General features: G+C 73.0%; 15 protein-coding genes and 1 pseudogene. 12 read left to right on the forward strand and 4 right to left on the reverse strand.

All coding sequences use genetic code 11. The annotated features are described in order from the left end of the window. Positions 1-400 precede the first annotated feature (400 nt). The 9 genes from AC6EXY_RS23555 to AC6EXY_RS23595 all read left to right on the forward strand — a co-directional run bounded on the left by AC6EXY_RS23555 (position 401) and on the right by AC6EXY_RS23595 (position 10,520). Positions 401-1,006 (forward strand): response regulator transcription factor, encoded by a 606-nt coding sequence (locus tag AC6EXY_RS23555; protein ID WP_101830309.1) that lies wholly within the window; start codon positions 401-403, stop codon positions 1,004-1,006. Between the two features lie 490 nt (positions 1,007-1,496). Further along, on the forward strand, positions 1,497-2,177 hold the full coding sequence (locus AC6EXY_RS23560) for a GOLPH3/VPS74 family protein (RefSeq protein ID WP_101830310.1): 681 nt from the start codon (positions 1,497-1,499) through the stop codon (positions 2,175-2,177). 242 nt (positions 2,178-2,419) lie between these two features. After that, entirely contained in the window at positions 2,420-2,806 is a 387-nt protein-coding gene (locus AC6EXY_RS23565) for a DUF3311 domain-containing protein (RefSeq protein WP_101830311.1), read from the forward strand. After that, positions 2,803-4,722, forward strand: coding sequence for a monocarboxylate uptake permease MctP (mctP, locus tag AC6EXY_RS23570; RefSeq protein WP_499816959.1), 1,920 nt, complete (start codon positions 2,803-2,805; stop codon positions 4,720-4,722). The genes AC6EXY_RS23565 and mctP overlap by 4 nt, the downstream gene beginning before the upstream one ends. Before the next feature lie 144 nt (positions 4,723-4,866). Continuing rightward, positions 4,867-6,096, forward strand: coding sequence for a M20 metallopeptidase family protein (locus AC6EXY_RS23575; protein WP_499816958.1), 1,230 nt, complete (start codon positions 4,867-4,869; stop codon positions 6,094-6,096). 269 nt (positions 6,097-6,365) lie between these two features. After that, positions 6,366-6,911: an NUDIX hydrolase gene (locus AC6EXY_RS23580; protein WP_243407740.1), complete on the forward strand. Its 546-nt coding sequence runs from the start codon at positions 6,366-6,368 to the stop codon at positions 6,909-6,911. 162 nt (positions 6,912-7,073) lie between these two features. Then, positions 7,074-7,988, forward strand: coding sequence for an SAM-dependent methyltransferase (locus tag AC6EXY_RS23585; protein WP_101832941.1), 915 nt, complete (start codon positions 7,074-7,076; stop codon positions 7,986-7,988). A gap of 109 nt (positions 7,989-8,097) precedes the next feature. Beyond that, on the forward strand, positions 8,098-9,225 hold the full coding sequence (locus tag AC6EXY_RS23590; protein ID WP_499816957.1) for an isopenicillin N synthase family dioxygenase: 1,128 nt from the start codon (positions 8,098-8,100) through the stop codon (positions 9,223-9,225). Then, complete coding sequence (locus AC6EXY_RS23595; protein ID WP_101832943.1) at positions 9,222-10,520, forward strand: bifunctional o-acetylhomoserine/o-acetylserine sulfhydrylase; 1,299 nt, start codon at positions 9,222-9,224, stop codon at positions 10,518-10,520. The genes AC6EXY_RS23590 and AC6EXY_RS23595 overlap by 4 nt, the downstream gene beginning before the upstream one ends. A gap of 190 nt (positions 10,521-10,710) precedes the next feature. On the opposite strand, the pseudogene AC6EXY_RS23600 reads toward AC6EXY_RS23595, so the two are convergent. Further along, positions 10,711-11,936, reverse strand: a pseudogene (locus tag AC6EXY_RS23600) (RNA-guided endonuclease InsQ/TnpB family protein). 95 nt (positions 11,937-12,031) lie between these two features. On the opposite strand from AC6EXY_RS23600, the gene AC6EXY_RS23605 reads away from it, so the two are divergent. Both AC6EXY_RS23605 and AC6EXY_RS23610 read left to right on the forward strand, forming a co-directional pair. Next, a complete protein-coding gene (locus AC6EXY_RS23605) occupies positions 12,032-12,499 on the forward strand; it encodes a pyridoxamine 5'-phosphate oxidase family protein (protein ID WP_101831810.1) in 468 nt (155 codons plus the stop codon). Positions 12,500-14,312: 1,813 nt separating this feature from the next. Further along, entirely contained in the window at positions 14,313-14,777 is a 465-nt protein-coding gene (locus tag AC6EXY_RS23610) for a helix-turn-helix transcriptional regulator (protein WP_101831811.1), read from the forward strand. A 119-nt stretch (positions 14,778-14,896) separates the two neighbouring features. On the opposite strand, the gene AC6EXY_RS23615 is transcribed toward AC6EXY_RS23610, so the two are convergent. Next, a complete protein-coding gene (locus tag AC6EXY_RS23615) occupies positions 14,897-16,243 on the reverse strand; it encodes an NtaA/DmoA family FMN-dependent monooxygenase (RefSeq protein WP_499816956.1) in 1,347 nt (448 codons plus the stop codon). 409 nt (positions 16,244-16,652) lie between these two features. Between AC6EXY_RS23615 and AC6EXY_RS23620 the strand changes: the two genes are divergently transcribed. After that, positions 16,653-17,144 (forward strand): beta-class carbonic anhydrase, encoded by a 492-nt coding sequence (locus AC6EXY_RS23620; RefSeq protein WP_101831813.1) that lies wholly within the window; start codon positions 16,653-16,655, stop codon positions 17,142-17,144. A gap of 46 nt (positions 17,145-17,190) precedes the next feature. On the opposite strand, the gene AC6EXY_RS23625 is transcribed toward AC6EXY_RS23620, so the two are convergent. Then, on the reverse strand, positions 17,191-18,597 hold the full coding sequence (locus AC6EXY_RS23625) for a peptidoglycan recognition protein family protein (RefSeq protein WP_499816955.1): 1,407 nt from the start codon (positions 18,595-18,597) through the stop codon (positions 17,191-17,193). 210 nt (positions 18,598-18,807) lie between these two features. Beyond that, positions 18,808-21,843, reverse strand: a complete 3,036-nt coding sequence (locus tag AC6EXY_RS23630) for an MMPL family transporter (protein WP_243407497.1) — start codon at positions 21,841-21,843, stop codon at positions 18,808-18,810. Positions 21,844-22,275 lie beyond the last annotated feature (432 nt).

The following is a 22,275-nucleotide window of genomic DNA, read 5'->3' on the forward strand; positions in this document are numbered from 1 at the left end:
GTTCGGTGTGGAGATCTCGACCGTCGCCGGCAGATTGTGGATGACCGGCCGTTGCGGACAGGCGTCCCACAGTTCAGTGAAGGCGTTGCAGATCTCCAGCGCGAAGTCGGGTTCAGTCGCGTTGAAGTGGCGCCGCCGGTGCGGTCGCCGGCTCGCCCGGCGGTGCGGGGCTGCGCGGCCTGGCCGAGCGGGTCGCGGCGGCCGGCGGCCGGCTGGAGACCGGCCCCGCCAGCCCGTCCGCCGCGTCCCCCGGATTCCGGCTGCGCGTCGTTGTCCCCTCTGACCAGGAGGCCACTCTTCCGGCCGTCTCCCCGGTGGTGGCTCCGGGCGTTGCCCCGGCTCCCGCCCTACCCGCGAACACAGCCCAGGCCGCGGTCGGCGGTGCCAGCGGACCTTCCCGATGATCACGGTGCTGCTGGCCGACGACCAGCATCTCGTCCGCGGCGCGCTCGCCGCGTTGCTGTCGCTGGAGGACGACATCGAGGTCGTCGGGCAGGTCGGCCGAGGTGACGAGGTCGTCCCCCGGGTGGTCGCACTGCGCCCGGACGTCGTCCTGATGGATGTCGAGATGCCCGGCATCGACGGGCTCGCGGCCGCCGCGGCCGTTCGTGCCACCGCGCTGACGACCCAGGTGCTCATCGTGACGACGTTCGGCCGGACCGGTTACCTGCGCCGCGCGATGGAGGCGGGCGCGCTCGGCTTCGTCGTGAAGGACGCGCCGGCCGAGGCGCTGGCCGACGCGATCCGAAGGGTCGCGCGGGGTGAACGCGTCGTCGATCCGACGCTCGCCGCCGCGACGCTGGCCGGCGGCGCCAGTCCCCTCACCGGCCGCGAGCGCGACGTCCTCGTCGCCGCCCGGGACGGCGCGACCGTCTCGGACATCGCCGGAAGGCTGTTCCTGTCCGAGGGCACCGTGCGCAACTACCTGTCGTCCGTGATCGCCAAGACGGGCACCCGCAACCGCCTGGAGGCCCTGCGTGCCGCCGAGGACGCCGGCTGGCTCTAGCCCGCGCGTCGGGTTGCGATCGTTGTGTCGGCCTGTCGCGTCAGCGGTCCGAGGCCGTTCGCGGCGGCGGCCCGCGGCGGCGGCCGGTGACAGCGTTCTGACATCATCACGGCGTTCTCTGCCAGAAACCTAGGGACAAACCGGACACGACACACCAGGAAACTGGCATCACGCCGCCTTCCCCGGCGGCCACTCCCCCTCCACGGGAAGTCCCCCGCCTCCTCGGCGTTCCAGGTCGCCACCCACACCGGGGTTGATCATGAACGGATGGTGTCGGGGCGCCGTAGGACGGCGGCGGGCAGCGGGCGGATGCGTCCACACGAAGGCGGCCCGAGAGATCACAACTCGACCCGCGGTCTAGTCCGCGCGCGGCGCCGGTGCGGATGTCGGCAGGGCGACCATGGGGTTGCGGGGGCGCGCCGGAGGGCATGATCCTCGGCCCGGGGAGGTCGCCACGGCCGCCGATGGGTCGACGTGAGGAGACACGGGCATGCTGCTCGCCGAGGAACTTCTGCTGCTCGCGCTCGACCCGGAGGGCGGGACGCCGGTGAACTCCTCCCGGGAACCGCTGCGGGTCGGGCTGTCCGGTGCGCTCGTCGCCGAGCTCGGCCTCGCCGGGCTGGTCGCGGAGGACGGGAAGCGGCTCGCACCGGTGGGCGGGCCGGGCACGCACCCGCTGCTCGCCGAGGAACCGCTGCTCGCCGACGTCCACCGGCTGCTCGGGACCCTGCGCGGGCGGCGGGCGGCCGATCAGCTGCGCCGACTGGACCGGGCGGTCGGTGGGGTGTGGTCACGGGTCGTCGACGCGCTGGTGGACGACGGGGTACTCGGGCGGCGCCGCGACCGGGTGCTGGTCGTGCGGGTGACCCGCCATCCGGTGCTGCGGCCGAAGGTCCGCGACGAGGTCGTGGGCCGGATGCGCGCCGCGGCGGCCGGCGACGACCCGCTCGACGCGCGCACCGCGACCGTGCTTGCCCTGTCCGGTCCGTCGCGGCTGCTGGAGGTCGTCGCCCCGCAACGCGGCGAGCGGCGGCACGCCCGCGCCCGCATCCAGGACGCGACCGAGCAGACGCCGATCGCGCCGATCGTCAAGAAGGTGATCAGCGAGGCGCAGGCCGCGGCCGCCAGCGCGGCGGCGGTCGCCGCCACCAGCGCGGCCAGCTCAGGCTGAGCGGGCGGGCGGTCCCGCGAGGCCCGGCCCACGGTCGACGACCCCCGCCGACGCCCCCGGCCCACGGGGTCTGGCGGACGGCGTCTGCCGGATGGCGTCTGCCGGATGGCGTCTGCCGGATGCGACGGGCCACCGGTCGGCCCACACTCCGGGCTCGGGTCACTACCAGTGACGCGCCACTCCCCACCGTTAATGTGACGAGCCGAACACGCTCAGCACATCAACATCGGGAGTGACGCCGGATGCCGCAGGACCGCGACCGTGACGCCGACCGGGCCGGCCCGCCGCGCCGGCCTCCCGGTTCCCACCGCCGGGACGGCCGTGGCGTGCCAGGCCGGCGGGCGGCGCTGGCCGCGCGGGCCGCGGTCGCGGTCGTGCTCGGCACGCAGATCCTCGCCATGCTGCTGGTCGGCACCTACACGCGGCGCGAGCCTCGGGTGGGAGGCGTGCCGTTCTTCTACTGGTACTCGCTGATGTGGCTGGTCATCGGGGCACTCGGCATGGCCGCGAGCGTCTGGCTGCTGGCCCGGTTCGCCGCCCCGTCCACCGCGGCCGGGACGGCCGGCGCGGCAGGGGCGGCAGGGGCGGACGGCCCCGCCGGCCGTGACGCCCATCGGAGCGCGCGGTGAACGGCGCGGGGTCGTCGTTCCACGGGGTGCAGTTCACGGTGTTCGCCGTGCTGCTCGCCGCGGTCGCGCTGCTCGGTTTCGCCGCGACCCGCTGGCGGCGCGTCGGCGGGCGGTCGCTCGCCAGCCTGGACGAATGGGGTCTCGGCGGGCGGACCTTCGGCGGCTTCGTCGCCTGGTTCCTCATCGGCGGCGACATCTTCACCGCGTACACCTTCATCGCGGTGCCGGGAGCGATGTACGCGGCGGGCGCGGTCTCCGGCTGGTACGCCGTCGCCTACACCACGATGGTGTGGCCGCTGGTGTTCGTCCTCATGCCCCGGGTGTGGACGCTGTCGCACCGCCACGGCTACGTCACGCCCGCGGACCTGGTGCAGGGCCGCTACGGCTCGCGCAGCCTCGCCCTGGCGGTCGCCGTCACCGGCATCGTGGCGACCATGCCCTACATCGCCCTGCAGCTCGTCGGCATGCAGGCGGTGCTGGAGGTGATGGGGGTCGGCACCCGCAGCGCCAACCCCGTCGTGCGCGACCTGCCGGTCATCGTCGCCTTCGCCGTGCTCGCCGCCTGCACCTACACCGCGGGTCTGCGCGCCCCGGCGCTGCTCGCGTTCGCCAAGGACCTGCTGATCTACCTGGTGGTCGCCGTCGCGATCGTGGTGATCCCGCACCGCCTCGGCGGTTTCGGGGCGGTCTTCGACGCCGCCGAGCACAAGTTCGACGCCGCGAACGCCGCCGCGGCGGCGGCCGGGAAGCACCCGAGCGCCGTGTTCATCCCCGGCCCGAAGGACGTCCTCGCCTACGCCACCCTCGCGCTCGGTTCGGCGATGGCCCTGTTCCTGTACCCGCACGCGATCACCGGGGTGCTCTCGACCCGGTCCCGCGACGTCATCCGGCGCAACACCGCAGTCCTGCCGCTCTACACGGTGCTGCTCGCCCTGATCGCCCTGCTCGGCTACGTGGCGATCGCGGCCGGCGTGCACACCACGAACCCGCGTCTCGCCGTCCCGCTGCTGTTCGACCACGAGTTCCCGGCCTGGTTCGCCGGGGTCGCGTTCGCGGCGGTCGCCGTCGGCGCGCTGGTCCCGGCGGCGATCATGTCGATCGCGGCGGCGAACCTGTTCACCCGCACCATCTACGTCGGGCACCTGCGACCGGACGCGACGCCGGCGCGCGAGGCCGCCGTCTCCAAGGTCGCCTCGCTGCTGGTCAAGGCCGGCGCGCTGGTGTTCGTCCTGTGCCTGGACACGCAGAACTCGATCAATCTGCAGCTGCTCGGCGGGGTGTGGATCCTGCAGACGTTCCCGGCGGTCGTGCTCGGGCTGTGGCGGCCCCGCCTGCACCGCCGGGCCCTGCTCGCCGGCTGGGTGGTGGGCATGGCCTACGGCACCGCGCAGGCGTACGCGCAGCACAGCACGCTCGCCCGGCACTTCGGCGGGGCGCTGGCGACCGTTCCCGGCCTCGGCCGGGCCGGCTACATCGCCGTGACCGCGCTCGCGCTCAACCTCGCCGTCGCCGTCGTGGGATCCCTGCTGCTGCGCGCCGCCGGCGTGCCGGGCGGCACCGACGCCGCGGCCGCCGCGCCCGTCGCCGCGCCCGTCCCCGCACCCGCGCCCGTAGGCGCCGGGACGGCATCGTCCGTCGCCGCCGAGCTCCCGCCCCAGCGCGGGCACCGGGGCGCCCCGCACGTCCAGGCGACACCGCACGTCCAGGCGACACCGCACGTCCAGGCGACACCGCACGTCCAGGCGGCACCGCACGTCCAGGCTGCACGGTCCGGCCAGGTGACACCGCACGTCCAGGCGGCACGGTCCGGCCAGGTGACACGGTCCGGGCAGGTGACACCACCCGTCAAGGTGACACGGTCCGGCCAGGCAGTGCCGTCCGGCCAGGCCGTGCCGGCCGAGGACCCGCCGGTGTAGACCGCCCGCGCCGCCGCCCGCCGCCCGGACATGCGCACACTGTCCTGCGGAGACCAACCTGCGGAGACCAACCTGCGCGGGCCGACCCGCGCGGGTCGAGGCCCCGGCTCCTCGTTGCGGTGTCTCCGGAAGGGACGGTCACGCATGTCCGTGCTCCAGGACGCGCGGTCGATGGCGGACGACCTGGTCTCCCTGCGTCGCCGCCTGCACCGCGAGCCAGAGATCGGCCTCGATCTGCCCCGCACGCAGGAGAAGGTGCTCGCCGCGCTCGACGGCCTCCCCCTGGAGATCACCCTCGGTCGCTCCGCGACCTCGGTGACCGCCGTCCTGCGCGGTGGCGCGCCGCGCGGGGCGGGAGCCGCCGGCGGCGGGGCGGCGCCGTCCGTGCTGCTGCGCGGCGACATGGACGCCCTGCCGGTGTGGGAGCACACGGGACTGCCCGACGCGTCGACCGTCGACGGGGTGATGCACGCCTGCGGCCACGACCTGCACACGGCGATGCTGGTCGGCGCGGCGCACCTGCTGTGCGCCCGCCGCGCGGCGCTGCCCGGGGACGTCGTGTTCATGTTCCAGCCCGGGGAGGAGGGCTGGGAGGGCGCGCAGCGCATGATCGACGAGGGCGTGCTGGACGCCTCCGGCCGGCGGGTGTCCGCCGCCTTCGGGCTGCATGTGTTCTCCGCCGCGCTGCCGGGCGGCCAGTTCTGCGGCCGGGCGGGCGCGATCACCTCGGCGTCGGCGATGCTGCGGGTCACCGTGCGCGGGGAGGGCGGGCACGGGTCCATGCCGCACCGGGCGAGCGATCCCGTCACCGCCGCCGCCGAGATGGTCCTCGGACTGCAGACGATGGTGACCCGCCAGTTCGACGTGTTCGACCCGGTCGTGATCACCGTGGGGGTGCTGCGGGCGGGGACCCGGCGCACCGTCATCCCCGACGAGGCCATCTTCGAGGCCACCGTGCGGACCTTCTCGGCCGGCACCGCCGAGCTGGTCGAGCGCGCCGCACGCCGGCTGCTGCGCGGGATCGCCGACGGGCACGGCGTCGAGGTCGACGTCGAGTTCGCGCCCGAGCGGCCGGCGACGGTCAACGACGCCGGGACGACCGCGCTCGCCGCCCGCGCCGTCGCCGAGACGTTCGGTGAACGCCGCTACACGACACTCGACCATCCGCTGGCCTGCTCGGAGGACTTCTCCCGGGTGCTCGCCCAGGTGCCCGGCAGCCTCGTCGCGCTCGGCGCGGCCATGCGTGACGCCGACCCGCGCACCGCGCCGTTCAACCACAGCGCGCGAGCCCGGTTCGACGAGGGCGTCCTGCCCGACGGTGCCGCCCTCTACGCCGAGCTCGCCGCGCGTGCCCTCGCCGACCCAACCGGCTGACTGACCGACCATCCCGCCCCACCACCCCCCGTCCCCGCCTCATCGCGCCCGGGTTTCGCCCCACCGCGCCCTGCACCCGACCCACCAGGCCCCATCGCCGGCCCGCCGCGTCCCATCGCGGGCCCGCCGCACGCCGTCGCCGGGCCCGCCGCGTCGAGGCGGCCGGACAATGCCGCCGGTCATGCCATCATGAGACGCCGGCAATTCCCGGCCGCCATGCCGGCGGCGGCACCCCGCGACGCGTTTCCACGAAGAATGAGGAAAAGAGATTGAACGATCGGGTGATCTCCCTGGTCCGGGACTATCTGGTCGCCTATCCCACCGAGGCCGACGGTCTCGCCCCGCTGCTCGAGCTCGCCGCCACGGCCGCGCCGGTGACCGCCCGCACCACCCTGCCCGGCCATGTGACCTGCGGCGCCGTCGCCGTCGACACGACCTACCGGGTTCTGCAGGTCCGCCACCGGGTCCTCGACCGCTGGCTGTTCCCGGGCGGCCACGTCGAGGGGGGCGATGCCACCCTGGTGGCGGCCGCGCTGCGGGAGCTCGCCGAGGAGACCGGCGTCCGGCCCTCCGCGGTCCGGCCGCTGCGCGATCTCCCGATGGACATCGACGTCCACGTGATTCCCGAGAATCCCGCGAACGCCGAACCGGAACACACCCACTACGATTTCCGGTTCGCATTCCAGATCGCGCGGTCCTCCGGCCCCGGCACCGTGGACCTGCGTCTCGACGAGGTCACCGACCACCGGTGGATCCCGGTGTCGGACCTGTGCGGATCGGCGGGCACCCGGATCGCGGCGATGCTGGCTGGCTGACGGCGGCCAGGCCGCCGCCCGCGACGGAACGGAACCGGTCGACGGCGCATCGCGGGTCCGACGTCACCCACTATGGTGGGTCCGAGGCGGTTTGTCGCGCGTGAAGTGGCGCGCGGGATCACGCCGACCACCCCCACGGTACGAACAAGAGGGGCAGCCGCGATGACCGAAGCGGAACCGCAGGAGATCGACAGCACTCGGGAGGGATCCGCCGCCGGCATCGACCTCCAGGTCGACGTTCCGCACCCGGCCCGGATGTACGACTACTTCCTCGGCGGCAAGGACAACTTCCCGGCCGACCGGGAGACCGGCGACCAGGTCATCAAGGTCTTCCCGAACTCGCGCAACGTCGTCCGGCAGAACCGGATGTTCATGAACCGGTCCACCCGCTACCTGGCGGCCGAGGCCGGCATCCGGCAGTTCCTCGACATCGGCACGGGCATTCCCACCTCGCCGAACCTGCACGAGGTCGCGCAGAGCATCACGCCGGGCGCCCGCGTCGTCTACACGGACAACGACCCGATCGTGCTGACCCACGCACGGGCCCTGCTCACCGGCACCCGCGAGGGGCGCACCGCCTACATCGACGCCGACCTTCGCGACACCAGCCGCATCCTGCAGGCCAGCCAGCTCCACGAGACGCTGGACCTGACCGAACCGATCGCCCTGTCGGTGATCGCCATCTTCCACTTCATCCCGAACACCGACGACCCGTACGGGATCATGAGCCGGCTGGTCGACCTGCTGCCGTCGGGCAGCTACGTCTCGCTGACCCACCTGACGCCGGACTTCGACCCGGCGATGCGCGACGTCGAGCGCACCTACCTCTCCCGCGGCATGTCGATGCACCTGCGCACCCGCGCCGAGGTCGAGCGGTTCTTCGCGGGTCTGGAGATCGTCGAGCCCGGTCTGCGGGTCGTGCACCGCTGGCGCCCCGACCTGGCCGACCCGCGCGACGCCCTGCCGTCCGGCGAGGAGGTCGGCGACTCCCCCGCCGCCCACGCGAGGATCGTCGCGCCGGCGGAGCTGACCGACGCACAGGTGAGCATCTACGGCGCCGTCGCCCGCAAGCCCTAGCCCCGCCCGCCGGCGGCCGGGAAGGCCCCGACGGACGTGACCGCATCCGCCGGGGCCCTGTTCGTCGCGGCGCCGCCCGCGGCCGGTCACGGCCTGGCACAGTGACGGTATGGCTCCGCAGGCGCTGCCGACGTTGGACATCGGCCCGTTCCTGGCCGGCACCGCCGAGGGCGGCCGGTTCGTCGCCGCGCTGCGCCGTGCCTGTCACGGCCCCGGGTTCTTCTACCTGACCGGGCACGGCATCCCCGCGGCGGACACCGCCGCCGTGCTGGAGGTGAGCCGCCGCTTCTTCCACCTGCCCGACGCGGCGAAGCTGGCGATCGAGAACATCCACTCGCCGCACTTCCGCGGCTACACCCGCCTCGGCCACGAGATCACCCGCGGCCGTGCGGACCTCCGTGAACAGATCGACATCTCCGACGAGCGGCCCGCCCGGGTGCTCGGCCCGGACGACCCCGCCTACCTGCGTCTGGACGGTCCGAACCAGTGGCCCGAGCAGGTGCCCGACCTGCGCCCGGTCGTCCTGGCCTACATGGCCCGGCTCGGGCGGCTGTCGCGGGTCCTGGTCCGCGCGTTCGCGGAGTCGCTCGGCCTGCCCCCGGACGAGCTCGACCGCACCTTCGCCGACGAGCCCCGCTCGCACCTCAAGCTGATCCGCTACCAGGCCCCGCCGCCCGGCCACGCCGCCGGCCGCGACCAGGGCGTCGGCGCCCACAAGGACGGCGGCTTCGTCACGTTCGTGCTGCAGGACGACGTGCGCCCGCTGCCCACCGCCGGACCGGACCACACCGGCGGACCGGACCACACCGGCGGGTCCGACCACGCGGGCGGATCGGGCCGTCCGGGCCCGGCGGGCCTGCAGGTCGCCGGCCCGGACGGTGCCGGCTGGATCGACGCGGCGCCGCGTCCGGGCACCTTCGTCGTCAACATCGGGGAGATGTTCGAGCTGGCCACCCGCGGCTACTACCGCGCGACGACGCACCGGGTCGTGAGCCCGCCGGCGGGACACGAGCGGATGTCCGTGGCGTACTTTTTCGGGCCGCGGCTGTCGGCCACCCTCGAACCCGTACCCCTGCCCGACGAGCTCGTCCGCGAGATCGGCGACGCGCCTCCGCCCGACCCGGACAACCCGATCTTCGCCCAGCATGGCGTGAACACCCTCAAGAGCTGGTTGCGCAGCCATCCGGAGGTGGCCCGCCGCTACTACGCCGACGTCACAGCGAGAGGACCGTCGTGACCGCACCCCAGACCGGTTGGAGTTTCGAGACCCGACAGGTGCACGCCGGCGCGGCGCCGGATCCGGCCACCGGCGCCCGCGCCGTGCCGATCTACCAGACGACGTCGTTCGTCTTCGACGACACCCAGCACGCGGCCGACCTGTTCTCGCTGGCCGAGGTCGGGTTCACCTACACCCGGGTGGTCAACCCGACCCAGGACGCCCTCGAGCGCCGCGTCGCCGACCTGGAGGGCGCAGTGGGGGCGCTGGCGACGGCAAGCGGCCAGGCGGCGATCACCCTGGCCCTGCTCAACCTCGGCGGGGCCGGCAGCCACATCGTGTCCTCGACCTCGCTCTACGGCGGCACCTACGCCCTGTTGCGGCACACTCTCGCCGAGCTCGGTGTCCAGACGACCTTCGTGGACGACGCGGACGACCTCGACGCGTGGCGCGCCGCGATCCGGCCGACCACGGTGGCGCTCTACGGCGAGACGATCGGCAACCCGCGGGGCAACGTCCTGGACACCGCGGGCATCGCCCGGGTCGGCCACGACGCCGGGGTACCGCTGATCGTCGACAACACCCTCGCGTCCCCGTTCCTCAACCGTCCGCTGGAGCACGGCGCGGACATCGTGGTGCACTCGGCGACGAAGTTCATCGGCGGCCACGGGACGTCGATCGGCGGGATCATCGTCGACGGCGGGCGGTTCGACTGGTCCGCCGGGCGCCATCCCCGCCTCGTCACCCCCGACCCCGCCTATCACGGCGTGGTCTTCCAGGAGGAGTTCGGCGAGGCCGCGTACATCGTGCGGGCCCGCGCCCGGCTGCTGCGCGACCTGGGGCCGGCCCTGTCGCCGACGAACGCGTTCCTGCTGCTGCAGGGCCTGGAGACGCTGTCGCTGCGGATGGAGCGGCACAGCGCGAACGCCGACCGGGTCGCCACCTGGCTCGCCGCGCATCCCCAGGTCGGCTGGGTCGCCTATCCGGGGCTGGCGTCCAGCCCGTGGCACGCGGCGGCTCGCCATTACCTGCCTCGCGGTGCCGGGGCGGTGCTCGCGTTCGGCATCGACGGTGGCGCCGCGGCCGGGCGGGCCTTCATCGAGGGGCTGGAGCTGCACAGCCATCTGGCCAATGTCGGCGACGTCCGCTCGTTGGCCATCCACCCGGCCTCGACGACCCACGCCCAGCTCACCGCCGCCGAGCAGGCGGACAGCGGGGTCAGCGCGGACCTCGTGCGGCTGTCGGTCGGCATCGAGGGCATCGACGACATCCTGGCCGACCTCGACCGGGGCTTCCGCGCCGCCAAGGCCGCCTGACCGCTCCCCGCGCCGTCCGGCACCGTCCGGACGGTGGGCGCCGTGCCGGACAGCCCGGCCGACGGACGACGATCGGCCCTGCCTGGCTCGTGGGCTCCTGGCCTACCGTCGACGGGGGCGTCGCCGAACGGTTCCGCGCCCCGGATCCGGACACCCGTCCCTCCGGACACCTGGACATTCCACGAGGGGTTCACGCGTTGACGTCCTCCCCCGCCTGAAGGCGAGGGATTCCAACTCCTACACATCCACCAGAAGGGGGTGCGCAGTGTTGAGGTTCACGGTTCACGGGCACGGCCGACGCCGTGCCTCCCCGCGCGGTCACCGCACGTCCTGCGGCGATGTTCACTGCTGCGTTGACGTCCGCGTTGGCCGTGTGCCCGCAGGCAGCGCACCGGAATACCGCTTGGCTCTCGCGGTTCCCAGACGCCGTATGCCCACAGGCCGAGCAACGCTGAGACGTGTAGGCGGCCGGGATCTTTTCGACCCGGCCGGGGGCTTTCTGGTCGAGACGGTGGACCAGAGATCCCCAGCCGGAGCCGAGGATCGACCGGTTCAGCCCGGCTTTCTGCCGGACGTTGTGGCCCGGCATCTCCACGGTGCCCCGGGCCGACCGGGTCATACCCAGGATGTTTATATCCTCGACACGGATCAGATCGTACCGCCGTGCCAGGCCGGTGGAGGTTTTTTCGATCCAGTCCTTCCGCCGGTCGGCTTCCCGCGTTTTCACCCGGGCGATCCGGAGTTGCACCCGGGCGCGCCGGTTACCGCCCCGCCTGGCCCTGGCGAGCTGGCGTTGCAGCCGTGCGGCCTCGCCGGGTCGCAGCCCCGGGCAGTGCAGAAGCTCACCGGTCGACAGGGCGGCCGAGACCTTCACACCCCGGTCGACGCCGACGACGGTGCCGGTACCGGGCGCGTCGATCGGCTCGGGGACCGCCGCGAACGCGACGTGCCAGCGGCCGGCGCGATCCAGGGTGATCCGGTAGGACCTGAAGGCCGGGACCGGCCGGGACACACGGAACGTCACCCAGCCGACTTTCGGCACCCAGCAGTAGTACCAGCGCCGGTTCAGCTTCTCGACCCGGGCGTTTCTCCCCACGACCTGGAAACCTTCGGACCGGCCGCGTTTCCGAAATCCAGGTCGCCGATGCGAACCACCGAAAAGTTTCGTATGGCCTGGTCGAAGTCCCGCAGGGCCTGCTGTTGCACGGTCTGGGATCCGGCCCGAAGCCAGTCGAACTCGGCCCGCGCTTCGGTCAGCTGCCGGCACCGTTCCAGATGGTTCGGCGTTTTACCCCGGTAGGGTGTCCACCAGGACTGCTGTTCCACGGCAAGGTTCCACACAAACCGCGCATGCCCGCAGTGCTCTTCAAGTCCAGCGACGTGTTCAGGCGCCGGAACGAGACGGTAGCGGGTCATACTCCAATTCTACAGAAAGGACCGCCCATGTGCTCCAGCATGAGGCGCCGTTTCCTCTCCGGCCTGAAGGCCAGAGCATCCACGGCGCAAATCCGATGACATCCACGAGCACGAGCGCACCTGAGGCCGGCACCGGCACCGGCGGAGCCATGTCCCTCGATCATGCCGGAGGTGGCGTGCTGCCCGCGGACACCTGCCGGTGGCTGCTTGGCGGGGAGCAGGTGGGCCGGGTCGCCTTCCAGGCGGACGGGGAGATCCTCGTCCTGCCGGTCAACTATGTGCTGGACGGCGAGGCGATCGCCTTCCGGACCGCGACCGGGTCCAAGCTCGCCGCCGCCCTCGAGGAGCACGCCGTCGGGTTCGAGGTCGACGGGCACGATCCGGTCGCGCGGACCGGCTGGAGCGTACTGATCAACGGCAGGGCGGTCGCGGTCCGCGATCCCGACGGGCTGGCACGGCTGGAGGCGACCGGCCTCGCGCCCTGGGCGGACCGTATCGATCATCCGCACTGGGTGCGCATCCTGCCCGAGTCGATGACCGGCCGGGTGGTCGCCCACTCCTGACGGAGTCACCGACTCCGGACCGACCCGCGCGCCCGTGGGGCCGTCGGATGAGGGGAACGGTAGGAGACATCGGGACAACGTCCTGACGGGTCTGCTCCCTCCGGCGGCCCTTCCCGGCCGCCCCGCCGCGGTGGCCATGCACGGATGGCGTCAGCGTCCGACACCACCGGAAGACGCGAGCATTGCTCTCATTTCTCGGGACATTGATGGCCCCGTCCGCGGCGCGTCCGGCGGCGCATTCCGGGCCCGGGACGCGGGCGCACCCGGGACGGGCGCGCGGAACGCCGCCGCGGCCGCCACGCATCCCACGTTTCCGCACATCGGACAATGATGGTCGGTAAAGCGGATGCGCGGCGTGGCGGGAATCTCCGGTGACGTCGCGGAACCGTCCCACCGCAGACGGACAGCATGCGCCGCGATGTGCGGGAAGGCCGACCGGCCCATCGCGTCACACCTCCCGATGCGGCGCACGGCCGATCCGCCGGCTCCGGCCGGCGAGCGGCACCCTTGTCCGACCCGCCGCGGCACGCCGGCCGCCGCACCGCGGCGCGATGCCCAGTCAGCGAACCCGCGGCCCGCCGAGGCGCCACGCGCGGGACGGCCCGACGGAAGGACCCGGCCGCGCCGCGGCGCGTTTCACGCTCCGGTTCCGCCACCGCCCCGCGCATCAGGGCCCGTGGCGACCGCCGCCGGCCGGATTCTCATTCCAGTAAATCGCCGCCCGGCTGGCCGGACCGAGGAACATCGGTCCAGCGGCGCGGTACTCGCCGCCTTCACCGGACGCCAGGTGGCGCCCTGAAAATACTCGGCCGGCGGGCCGGAAAAGATCCTCGTCCGGCCTTCAGGGGCCGCCTCCGAGAACCGCGGAAGGAATCTGGAGGCGGCGCCGGACAACCATGTCGAGGACTACCTTCCACGCATACCCGCGAGGCGTCACCCGAGCAGGCTCCCTCTTTCCCGCCGCCGCGCCTGGGCGGGCGAGAGGAAGGGAAAAGGCTGAAAGCGGCCGGCGGGTTCTCCCACGCTGCCGCCCGATTTCGGTAATGCGGCGGCCCTCATCGGTGGAGATATGACCCAGGTGCGCTCCCGGCGCGGCACCACCGGAAGCGGCAGGGCGGTGGCCCCTCGACAGTCGGCCGGCCCGCGGAGGTCGGCCGGCCCGCGCCGGCCGCACAGCGCCACCGTGGGATCGCCGAGCCCTGCCGGGGGGCGGGCGGCCGCTCGCCTCGGCCGGTCGGGAGCGTCGCCCTCCGGCCCGCCGCCGGCCGCGGACGAACCCGGGGGCGCCGGCGCGGGCCGCGCACTCCAGCTCCCGGCGGCCGGCCCATTCCCGCCGGCGGCCGCGGTGATTACCGTGCGAACGACCGGGCCGTCTGCAGTTGCCGCGGCAAAGCATCGCCAGGCACGGTCGGATTACCTGGGAGAACCGTTTTAGCCCGGCCGCCCGATCGATCAGGGCTGCCGCGGCGAACCTTGCCGTGACGAGTTCAGGATCCTGATCTGACCGGGCCCGACCGGGCGGCCTGTTCTCACACATCGGAGCGCATGCCATTGACGCCATGGCCCGTCAGCGGGATAACCTTTTTGACGTAGCCGACAGTGGGTGCCGGGCGGGGGCTACCGAGCCCGGAGGGAGCAGAGGTCACGGCGCGCTCACTTCCACCGGGGTCGGACCATGCACGGCCGCCCACAAAGGTGGTGTACGGCTGATCTGACGTCCGGCCCTCGGAGGAATCCACCGGCCGACCAGCGTTTGGTCGGCAGCAGGAACGCGGAGCGGTCGGTAAACCGAAGTGGACAGGAGAGGAGCACGATGGCCCCAGTGGTATCGGACCCGGCGGCGATGCCGGTCCGCCCGCAACGGTCCATGGGCGCCGGCCTCGACCGAGCGTCGGGTCCGTTCACCGCCGACAGCCCACCGTCCGACGCACGGACCCAGCGGGAACGGGTTCGGCTGGCCCAGGTCGAGCTCCTGGAGCTCAGCGCCCAGCTCACGACACCCCACCTGCGACGGCGGATCCTGCGCATCTACTCGCTGCTGCGCAGTGAGCCGGTGGCGCCGACGCCGGCGAAGCCGCCACCCTTCCGGCTGACCCTGCGCGAGATGGAGGTGCTCACGCTCGTCGCGACCGGCTGCTCCAACATCGAGGCGGCGGAGCAGCTGACAATCCGGGCTGAGACCGTCAAGACCTACATGCGCAGCATCATGCGCAAGATGGGCGTGCGGAACCGCACCGCGGCCGTCCACACCGCCCGTCAGATCGGCCTGCTGGACTGATCACGACCGCCGTCCGGGCCACCTCCTGACACCTACTGCGGGCACCGCGTCGGGCCCGTCTCGCGGGCCGCCTCGGCGATCCGGGCCGACGCGGTGGCGCTCAGGACAGGCGCCGGCGGTCAGGCCGGCGCCGGCAGGCCGAGATGCTCACGCAGGGTGCTGCCCTCGTAGTCAGTGCGGAACACGCCTCGTTCCTGCAACAGCGGGACGACCGTGTCGGCGAACTCGTCGAGGCCGCCCGGAACGATGTGAGGCACAAGGATGAACCCGTCGCTCGCGTCCTCCTGCACGAATCGGTTGATCGTCTCCGCGACCGTGGCCGCGGAACCGATGAACGACTGCCGGCCGGTCACCTCGATGACGACGTCGCGCAGCGACAGCTTCTTCGCCTCGCCCAGCTCCCGCCAGCGGCGCGCGGTCTCCAGCCGGTCGTCGTACATCCGCACGCTGGCCCGGCCCTGGGCGACCGTGTTCGTGCCGGGCAGCGGGTCGACCAGCGGCACCGGTCCGTGCGGGTCGTACGCGGTCAGATCGCGGTTCCACACCTGCTCGGCGAACTGGATCGCCGTCGCGCCGCTGACCTGCTGGCGGCGGATCACCGCGGCCCGTTCGCGCGCCTCGGCGTCGGTGTCGGCCAGGACGAACGTCGCTGCCGGCAGGACCACCAGTTCCTCGGGACGGCGGCCGTGGCGGGCGAGGCGTCCCTTGATGTCGGCGTAGAACGCCTGGCCGGCCTCGAAGGTGCTGTGCCTGCTGAAGATCGCGTCGGCCGAGGACGCGGCGAACTCGCGGCCCGCGTCGGAGTCGCCCGCCTGGAAGATCACCGGCCGGCCCTGCGGTGCGCGCGGCACGGTGAAGTGGCCGTGGATGTCGAAGAAGCGGTCGTGGTGCTCGAAGGCCCCGGGACCGGGCTGCCGCAGGAACGCGCCGGTGCCCTTGTCCGCGACGACCGCGTCGGCCGGCCAGGAGTCGAACAGCTCCACGGCGGTGCGCAGGAACTGCCGGGCCCGGTCGTAGCGATCCTCCTCCGCCAGGTAGCCGCCGCGGCGGAAGTTCTCCCCGGTGAAGGCGTCCCAGGAGGTCACGACGTTCCACGCGGCCCGCCCGGCGCTGAGGTGATCGAGGCTGGCGAACTGGCGGGCCACCTCGTAGGGCTCGTTGAAGGTGGAGTTGATGGTGCCGGCGAGACCGATACGGTCCGTCACCGCGGCCAGCGCCGCGAGGACGGTGAGGGTGTCCGGGCGGCCGACCACGTCCAGATCGTGGATTCGCCCGTTCTGCTCCCGAAGGCGCAGCCCCTCGGCCAGGAAGAAGAAGTCGAAGCGGGCCCGCTCGGCGGTGCGGGCCAGGTGGGCAAACGAGCTGAAGTCGATCTGGCTGCCGGCGGCGGGATCGCTCCACACCGTCGTGTTGTTCACCCCGGGAAAGTGAGCCGCCAGGTGGATCTGCTTGGTCGGCCTGGGCATGAGGATCCTCCGCGGCGGTCGAGGGCGTCGGGACGATGCCCGTGTCGGACGGGTTGAGAGATCCCCGAGGCGCCGCGGCGGCCTGCTCGGACACGGTCGGCAAGACCGTCCCCCGCCGCGGCGCAGGGCACGACGGGCCCTGCACGAGCGGCGGGCTCGAGCGGCGGGTTCGGGGCGACGGGCGGGCAGGCCCTCAGGTCATCGACAGCGGCTGGAGCCGGCGTGCCCGTGGTCGATGCAGCGGCGGCACGTCAACGAAAGGGAAGTCCGCACGCTCACACTCTGTGTACGCCGAGGTGAGACGGTCAAGAACACGTTGATGTGATGTGGCACACGGAGGCGATGGCGTGCCGATTGTCGACCATCCCGACCGGCACCATGTCGGATGACCCCACCCCGAGGAGCGCCGATGACCGCCACCGACGACCTGCTCGCCAACGCCGAGCGCTACGCCCGGACGTTCACCGCCGGCGACCTCCCCCTGCCGCCCGGGCTGGGGGTCGCGGTCGTGGCCTGCATGGACGCCCGGCTCAACGTCTACGGCCTGCTCGGGCTCGCCGAGGGCGACGCGCATGTCATCCGCAACGCCGGCGGCGTCGTGACCGACGACGAGATCCGTTCCCTCGCGATCAGCCAGCGGCTGCTGGGCACCCGGGAGATCATCCTGATCCACCACACCGACTGCGGCATGCTCACCTTCACCGACGAGGAGTTCCGGGCGGGAATCGCCCGCGAGACCGGCATCCGCCCGCCGTGGGCCGTGGAGACCTTCACCGACCTGGAGGACGACGTGCGCCAGTCCATCGCCCGCATCACGGCCAGCCCCTTCATCCCGCACCGGGATGCCGTGCGCGGCTTCGTCTACGCCGTCGAGACGGGCACCCTCACCGAGGTGCGCTGAGCCGGCGGCCGGACCAGCGGTCGCCAGGAGGACGGCGGGCGCGGGATCACAGCGACGCGCGGGCCACGTCGAGACGGATCCGCGCAAGCGCCGAGTACGCGGCCCCGCCCGGGCATTCGGTCGCCATCCAGTCGCGGTGTCCGCTGATGGCCGGCACCCGCCGGCGGGCACCGCTGGCCGCGTTGACGTAGTCGACGGTGCCGACCGGGTTCAGCCGGTGGGCGCCGGTCAGCGCGAGCAGCACCAGGACGAGGGAGCGGCGGGCGGCGGCGGACGGCGGCCGGGTCCGCAGATCGCCGAGCAGGGCCACGCCGAGATTGCCCGCGTTGTACCCGCCGACGTGCGCCCCGGTGACCACCTGGCCGTCCGGCCGGTGCGCCGGGACGGTGTCGGAGCCGGACCAGCGGCCCTCGTACAGGGTCCCCTGCTCGTCGATGAGGAAGTGGTAGCCGATGTCCGCCCAGCCGCGGTCGACCGTGTGGAAGTGGTAGATCGCGCGCACGGTGCCGGCCGGGTCCGGGTCGTCGTTGGGGGTGACGGTGTGATGCACCGTCACGACCTGCCCGGGGTAGTAGGTCGTCCGCCAGGGCTGGCCGGTCGCGGGGTTGAGCCGCAGGGACTCGTCCGCGCCCCAGGCGGCCCGGGGCAGGTAGCGCAGTCCGAGCGCGGACGGCGTCGGCGCCGCCGCCGTGGGTGCCGGTACCAGCGGGCCGGCCGTCGCTCCCGGCACGTCACCCGCGCTCAGCGGACTTCTCTGCGCGGTCCGGGGCGCGGTCCTCGCCGGCCCCGGTCCGGACCGCCCTGTCCCGGCCGGCGTCTCGAGCGCGTGGGCGAGTCCGGCGACCGCGCTCAGCGCCGCCCGCACCGACACGGTCGGAACCCGCACCCGCTGGCACGGCCCCGACGTGGTGTTCAGCGCGGTCGACACGACACCGGTCGCCCCGGGTGGCATCCACAGTTCGTAGCCACGGGTCGTCGGCGTCCGCCCGGAGCCGGTGCGCGCCGTGGCCAGCAGCGCGTGCACGGGCGGGACGGTGGTCGACGGGTCGTCGCGTTCCGCCGGGCACCCCACGCTCAGCGGGCACCAGGCGCCGAAGGCACCGTCCGGGCGGCGCAGGCGGATCCGCGGACCGCCGGGGCCCGCGGGTCCGCACCAGCGCACCGCCACGAAGCTGGGCGGGAAGACCGGGCTCGCCGGTCCCAGGCCGACACTGGTCGCCGCCAACGTGCGGGGAATGTCCACCACGGTCTCCGCCTCGGGCACCAGTGCGCCCAGGTCCGGCCCGTCCACCGCCACGCCCGCCGGCACGATGCCGCCGGCGTGGGCCGGCGGGGCCGCGACCAGCATCGCGGCGGTCCACCCCCCGGCGCCCACACCCAGAACGCGCAGGGCGCCTCGACGGGAGATCATGGTCGTCGGTGGAACGGGTGCTGACCGGTCGGCGGTGGGCATGACGAATCCTCTGGGTAGCGAGCCGGGGACAACGGGCACGCTATGCCATCGGATGTGCGCCCCGAGTAAGAGGGTGGGCCGGCATCCTTCCGAACGACTACGTGTACGGATGCGCCGAGGTCATCGATGGAGGCAAGGTCATCGGTAGCGGCACGGTCATCGACAGCGGCACGGCCACCGACAGCGGCACGGCCACCGACAGCGGCACGGTCACTGGTAGAGGTCCGCGTCCAGCACCGTGGCGTCGGTGACGCCGAGGCCGCCGAGCACGAATCCCCGCGCCCCGGTCACGACCGGCGGCGGCGGGCTGTCCGCCGTCCACCGTCGGCGGTGGTAGTACTGCCAGGTCGGAGTCGGGGCCTGGGACACCGCGTCCCACGGGTCCTCGTCGCCCGGTCGCCGATAGCGGATCCTGGTGGTCCGCCTGGTCCCGGGATCGCGGTACCCGCCCGCGGTCGGGTCCTCGATCGTCACGTAGGTGCCGTGCCAGGGCTCCGCCAGATCCGACGCGAGCAGGGACGAGGCCGCGCCCGCGCCGACCGGCGCGAGAGAGACCTCCTCGTCCCGGGACAGGACCGGATCGCCGTCGGGCGACCGCATGGCCGACGGCCCGGGCGGCAGGGCATAGCGTGCGCCGCCGGGCACGCCGGTTGATCCATGCCGGCGGCCGGGAGTGATGCCGGTCGGGCCGGAGAACCTGCGCGACTCCGGCGACCGGACCCGGTGGGCGGGCCCCGGCGTCGCCTCCTCGCCGTCCTCGCGCAGCCCGAAGCGATCATGCAGACGCCGCAGCGCGGGCGGCGCCCACCAGTTGTACCGGCCGGCGAGCGCCATGAACGCCGGCACCAGGATCGCGCGCACGACCGTGACGTCCAGGGTGATCGCGATGGTCAGCCCGACGCCGACCAGCTTGATCATGCTGATGTGCGACGTCGACAGGGCCACCATGACCACGACGAGCGCGAGCGCGACGCTGGTGATCAGCGGCCCGGTGGCACCCAGCCCGACCGCCACCGACTCGGTGTTGTCACCGGTGCGCTGGTACTCCTCGCGGATCCGGGCGAGCAGGAAGATCTCGTAGTCCATGCTCAGGCCGAAGGCGATGAAGAACATCAGCACCGGGCTGGTCATCTCCAGGGTGCCCGACACCTGGAAGTCGCCCACCAGCCCCCGCAGGTGACCCTCCTGGAAGATGAACGTGAGCAGACCGATCGTCGCCGCGAGGTTCAGGGAGTTCAGGAGCATCGCCTTCAGCGGAAGCAGGACGCTGCCGGTGAACAGGAACAACAGCAGGAAGGTCGCGCACATCACGATCGCGAAGGCGAGCGGCAGGCTGCGCTCGATGGTGTCCGCGGTGTCCAGGAAATGCGGGGCGAGACCGCCCATGAGCACGCCGAAAGGTGCCGGGGTCGCCCGCAGTCGGCCGACGAGGTCCTTCGCCGCCGCCGACACCGGCGAGGTGTCCGACTGCCATACCGCGAGCCAGGCACCGCCATGGGTGCCGACATATCCCGTCGTGGCCGCCGATGCCTCGCTGACCTGTCTGCCCTGCATGAAGCCGCCGGACACCGTGTCGACGCGGGCGACGCCCGGCAGCGCGGACAACCGGCTCGCGTAGTCGGTGAGCCGCGCCGCGTTCGCCGGGTCCCGGGCGTCCACTCCCGGGACGACGATCGGAATCTGACAGGGCAGGCAGACGACGAAGTCGGAGCGCATCGCGTCATTCACGACGTGGGATTCCGCGGTGCTCGGCAGAACGGTGTCGTCGGCCAGGGCGAGATTGAGGCCGCGCAGCGGCGCGGCACACAGCAGCAACACGCCGACGGCGACGGCGCCGTACAGCAGTGGCCAGCGCATGACCCGCCGCGCGAGTGCCGTCCAACCACGGCCCGCGCCGGACAGGTTCGCCCGGGGATCGACCGCGTGGCGAGGGCCCGCCGCACCGCGCCGGCCCGCCCGGGCACGGCGCAGGGCCGCCCGGATGTCCCCACGATCCAGCCGGTCGCCCAGCAGCATCAGCGCCGCCGGCAGCACCAGCAGGGCCGCGACCTCGGAGGCGACCACCACGATGACGCCGGCGAAGGCGAACGACCGCAGGTAGTACAGCGGGAAGACGAGGGCGGCGGTGAGGGACAGGGCCACCGTCACGCCGGAGAAGAACACCGTCCGCCCGGCCGTCTCCAGCGTGCGGCGCAGCGCCGCTCCCGGGAACAGGCCGCGTTCCTGCTCCTCCCGGAATCGCCGCAGGATGAACAGGCTGTAGTCCACCGCCAGGCCGAAGCCGAGGGCCGTCGTCAGGTTCACCGAGAAGACCGAGATGTCGGTCACCGTCGCCGCCAACCGCAACAGGGCCAGGCTCGACACGACGGACACGACCCCGACCAGCACCGGGAGCATCGCCGCCGCCACCGTGCCGAAGGCGTACAGCAGCAGCAGGAACACCAGCGGCGCCGCGGTCAGTTCGCCGCGTTCGAGATCGGTTCTGCTGCGTTCCGTCACGTCCCGCATGACGGCGGGCGCGCCACCGAAGCGGACCATCACGCCGGGTCCCAGATGCGAGTACCGCGCGTGCAGGCGCTCGACCTGAGTCTGGATGTGATCCTCGGAGCCGGTGAGCCGGAACACGATGAGCGCGGAGCGACCGTCCTTCGACCTCAGCAGCGCGTTGCCCGCGGCGGAGCCGTTCGGCCAGTAGGACAGGACGGACGTCACCCCGGGCTCGGCGCTCAGCTGTCGGGTCAGCTCGCGGCCGAGGTGCGCGGGAGTCGGCCCGTCGATGCCCTCCGCGGCGGTGAGCATCACCGCCACGTTGGGCGGCGCGTCCGGGAACTCGGCGTCGAGCAGTTGCTCGGCCCGGGTCGACCCGTCGGAGGGCGCGTAGAAGCCGCCGGTGGCGAGCTGGTGGTAGATGCCCGCGTTCCACGGCAGCAGCACCACGACGAGCAGGCAGGCGGCGGCGAGCAACCGCCCGCGGTGCAGGACCGCCACATCGGCCGCGACCGTGAACAGGGATCGCCGCGGCGCGGGAACACCCGCCATGGAGGCCATGGAGGCCATCACCCGCGGCGGCGCGACCGGCGGCCCGGACTCGTCTGATCCGGGCCGGGCGGGCAGGCGTTGGGTCCAGCGGTCGTCCTCCACGCCGTCCCCGTCCTCCTCCCCGCCGGCTCCGTGGGTCAGCGCGGCAGAGGTCGCGGAATCCGTGCGGGAATGGCGTTGCGGCGCCGAATCGGCGAACAACGGCATGACGCTCCCTTCCGAGCAACCCCCGCATCGATCGATCTCCCGAAGGCCCGGTGATCGCACGAGTTCGCCGAGACGGCCGGCTGGCGGAAGTACTGCGCGGCGAGGACGTCCCGGTCGCTACCCCGAAGCTAGACCCGCCCACGGGCATCGAATCCGAATTACCCCCGTACGGGGGGAGGTAAAGGTGTGGCCAACGGCGCCCAAGCATTCCGTACGCGGAATCCGACCGGCCGGGGCAGGAGACCCGAGGGGCATCACGCCTGGCCGCGTACCACTGACGGGAGGGAATGCCGGGGGGCCAATCTCGAAGGTGGTACGGCAATGCCTCAGGTTCAGACCATGGAACGGCGGGACACTTCGGTTCCGTACCCTGCTCCAGCACCGCGCGACGGTGGACCTGCCGGGCTCGAGGTACATCGGTCCGACACCCGG

It is taken from the genome of Frankia sp. RB5 (assembly GCF_059816245.1).

Bases quoted from the DNA above. Each gene is read 5' to 3' on its own strand.
- AC6EXY_RS23555 (WP_101830309.1), top strand. From the start codon at position 401: ATGATCACGGTGCTGCTGGCCGACGACCAGCATCTCGTCCGCGGCGCG.
- AC6EXY_RS23560 (WP_101830310.1), top strand. From the start codon at position 1,497: ATGCTGCTCGCCGAGGAACTTCTGCTGCTCGCGCTCGACCCGGAGGGC.
- AC6EXY_RS23565 (WP_101830311.1), top strand. From the start codon at position 2,420: ATGCCGCAGGACCGCGACCGTGACGCCGACCGGGCCGGCCCGCCGCGC.
- AC6EXY_RS23575 (WP_499816958.1), top strand. From the start codon at position 4,867: ATGTCCGTGCTCCAGGACGCGCGGTCGATGGCGGACGACCTGGTCTCC.
- AC6EXY_RS23585 (WP_101832941.1), top strand. From the start codon at position 7,074: ATGACCGAAGCGGAACCGCAGGAGATCGACAGCACTCGGGAGGGATCC.
- AC6EXY_RS23590 (WP_499816957.1), top strand. From the start codon at position 8,098: ATGGCTCCGCAGGCGCTGCCGACGTTGGACATCGGCCCGTTCCTGGCC.
- AC6EXY_RS23605 (WP_101831810.1), top strand. From the start codon at position 12,032: ATGACATCCACGAGCACGAGCGCACCTGAGGCCGGCACCGGCACCGGC.
- AC6EXY_RS23610 (WP_101831811.1), top strand. From the start codon at position 14,313: ATGGCCCCAGTGGTATCGGACCCGGCGGCGATGCCGGTCCGCCCGCAA.
- AC6EXY_RS23615 (WP_499816956.1), bottom strand. From the start codon at position 16,243: ATGCCCAGGCCGACCAAGCAGATCCACCTGGCGGCTCACTTTCCCGGG.
- AC6EXY_RS23620 (WP_101831813.1), top strand. From the start codon at position 16,653: ATGACCGCCACCGACGACCTGCTCGCCAACGCCGAGCGCTACGCCCGG.
- AC6EXY_RS23625 (WP_499816955.1), bottom strand. From the start codon at position 18,597: ATGCCCACCGCCGACCGGTCAGCACCCGTTCCACCGACGACCATGATC.
- AC6EXY_RS23630 (WP_243407497.1), bottom strand. From the start codon at position 21,843: ATGCCGTTGTTCGCCGATTCGGCGCCGCAACGCCATTCCCGCACGGAT.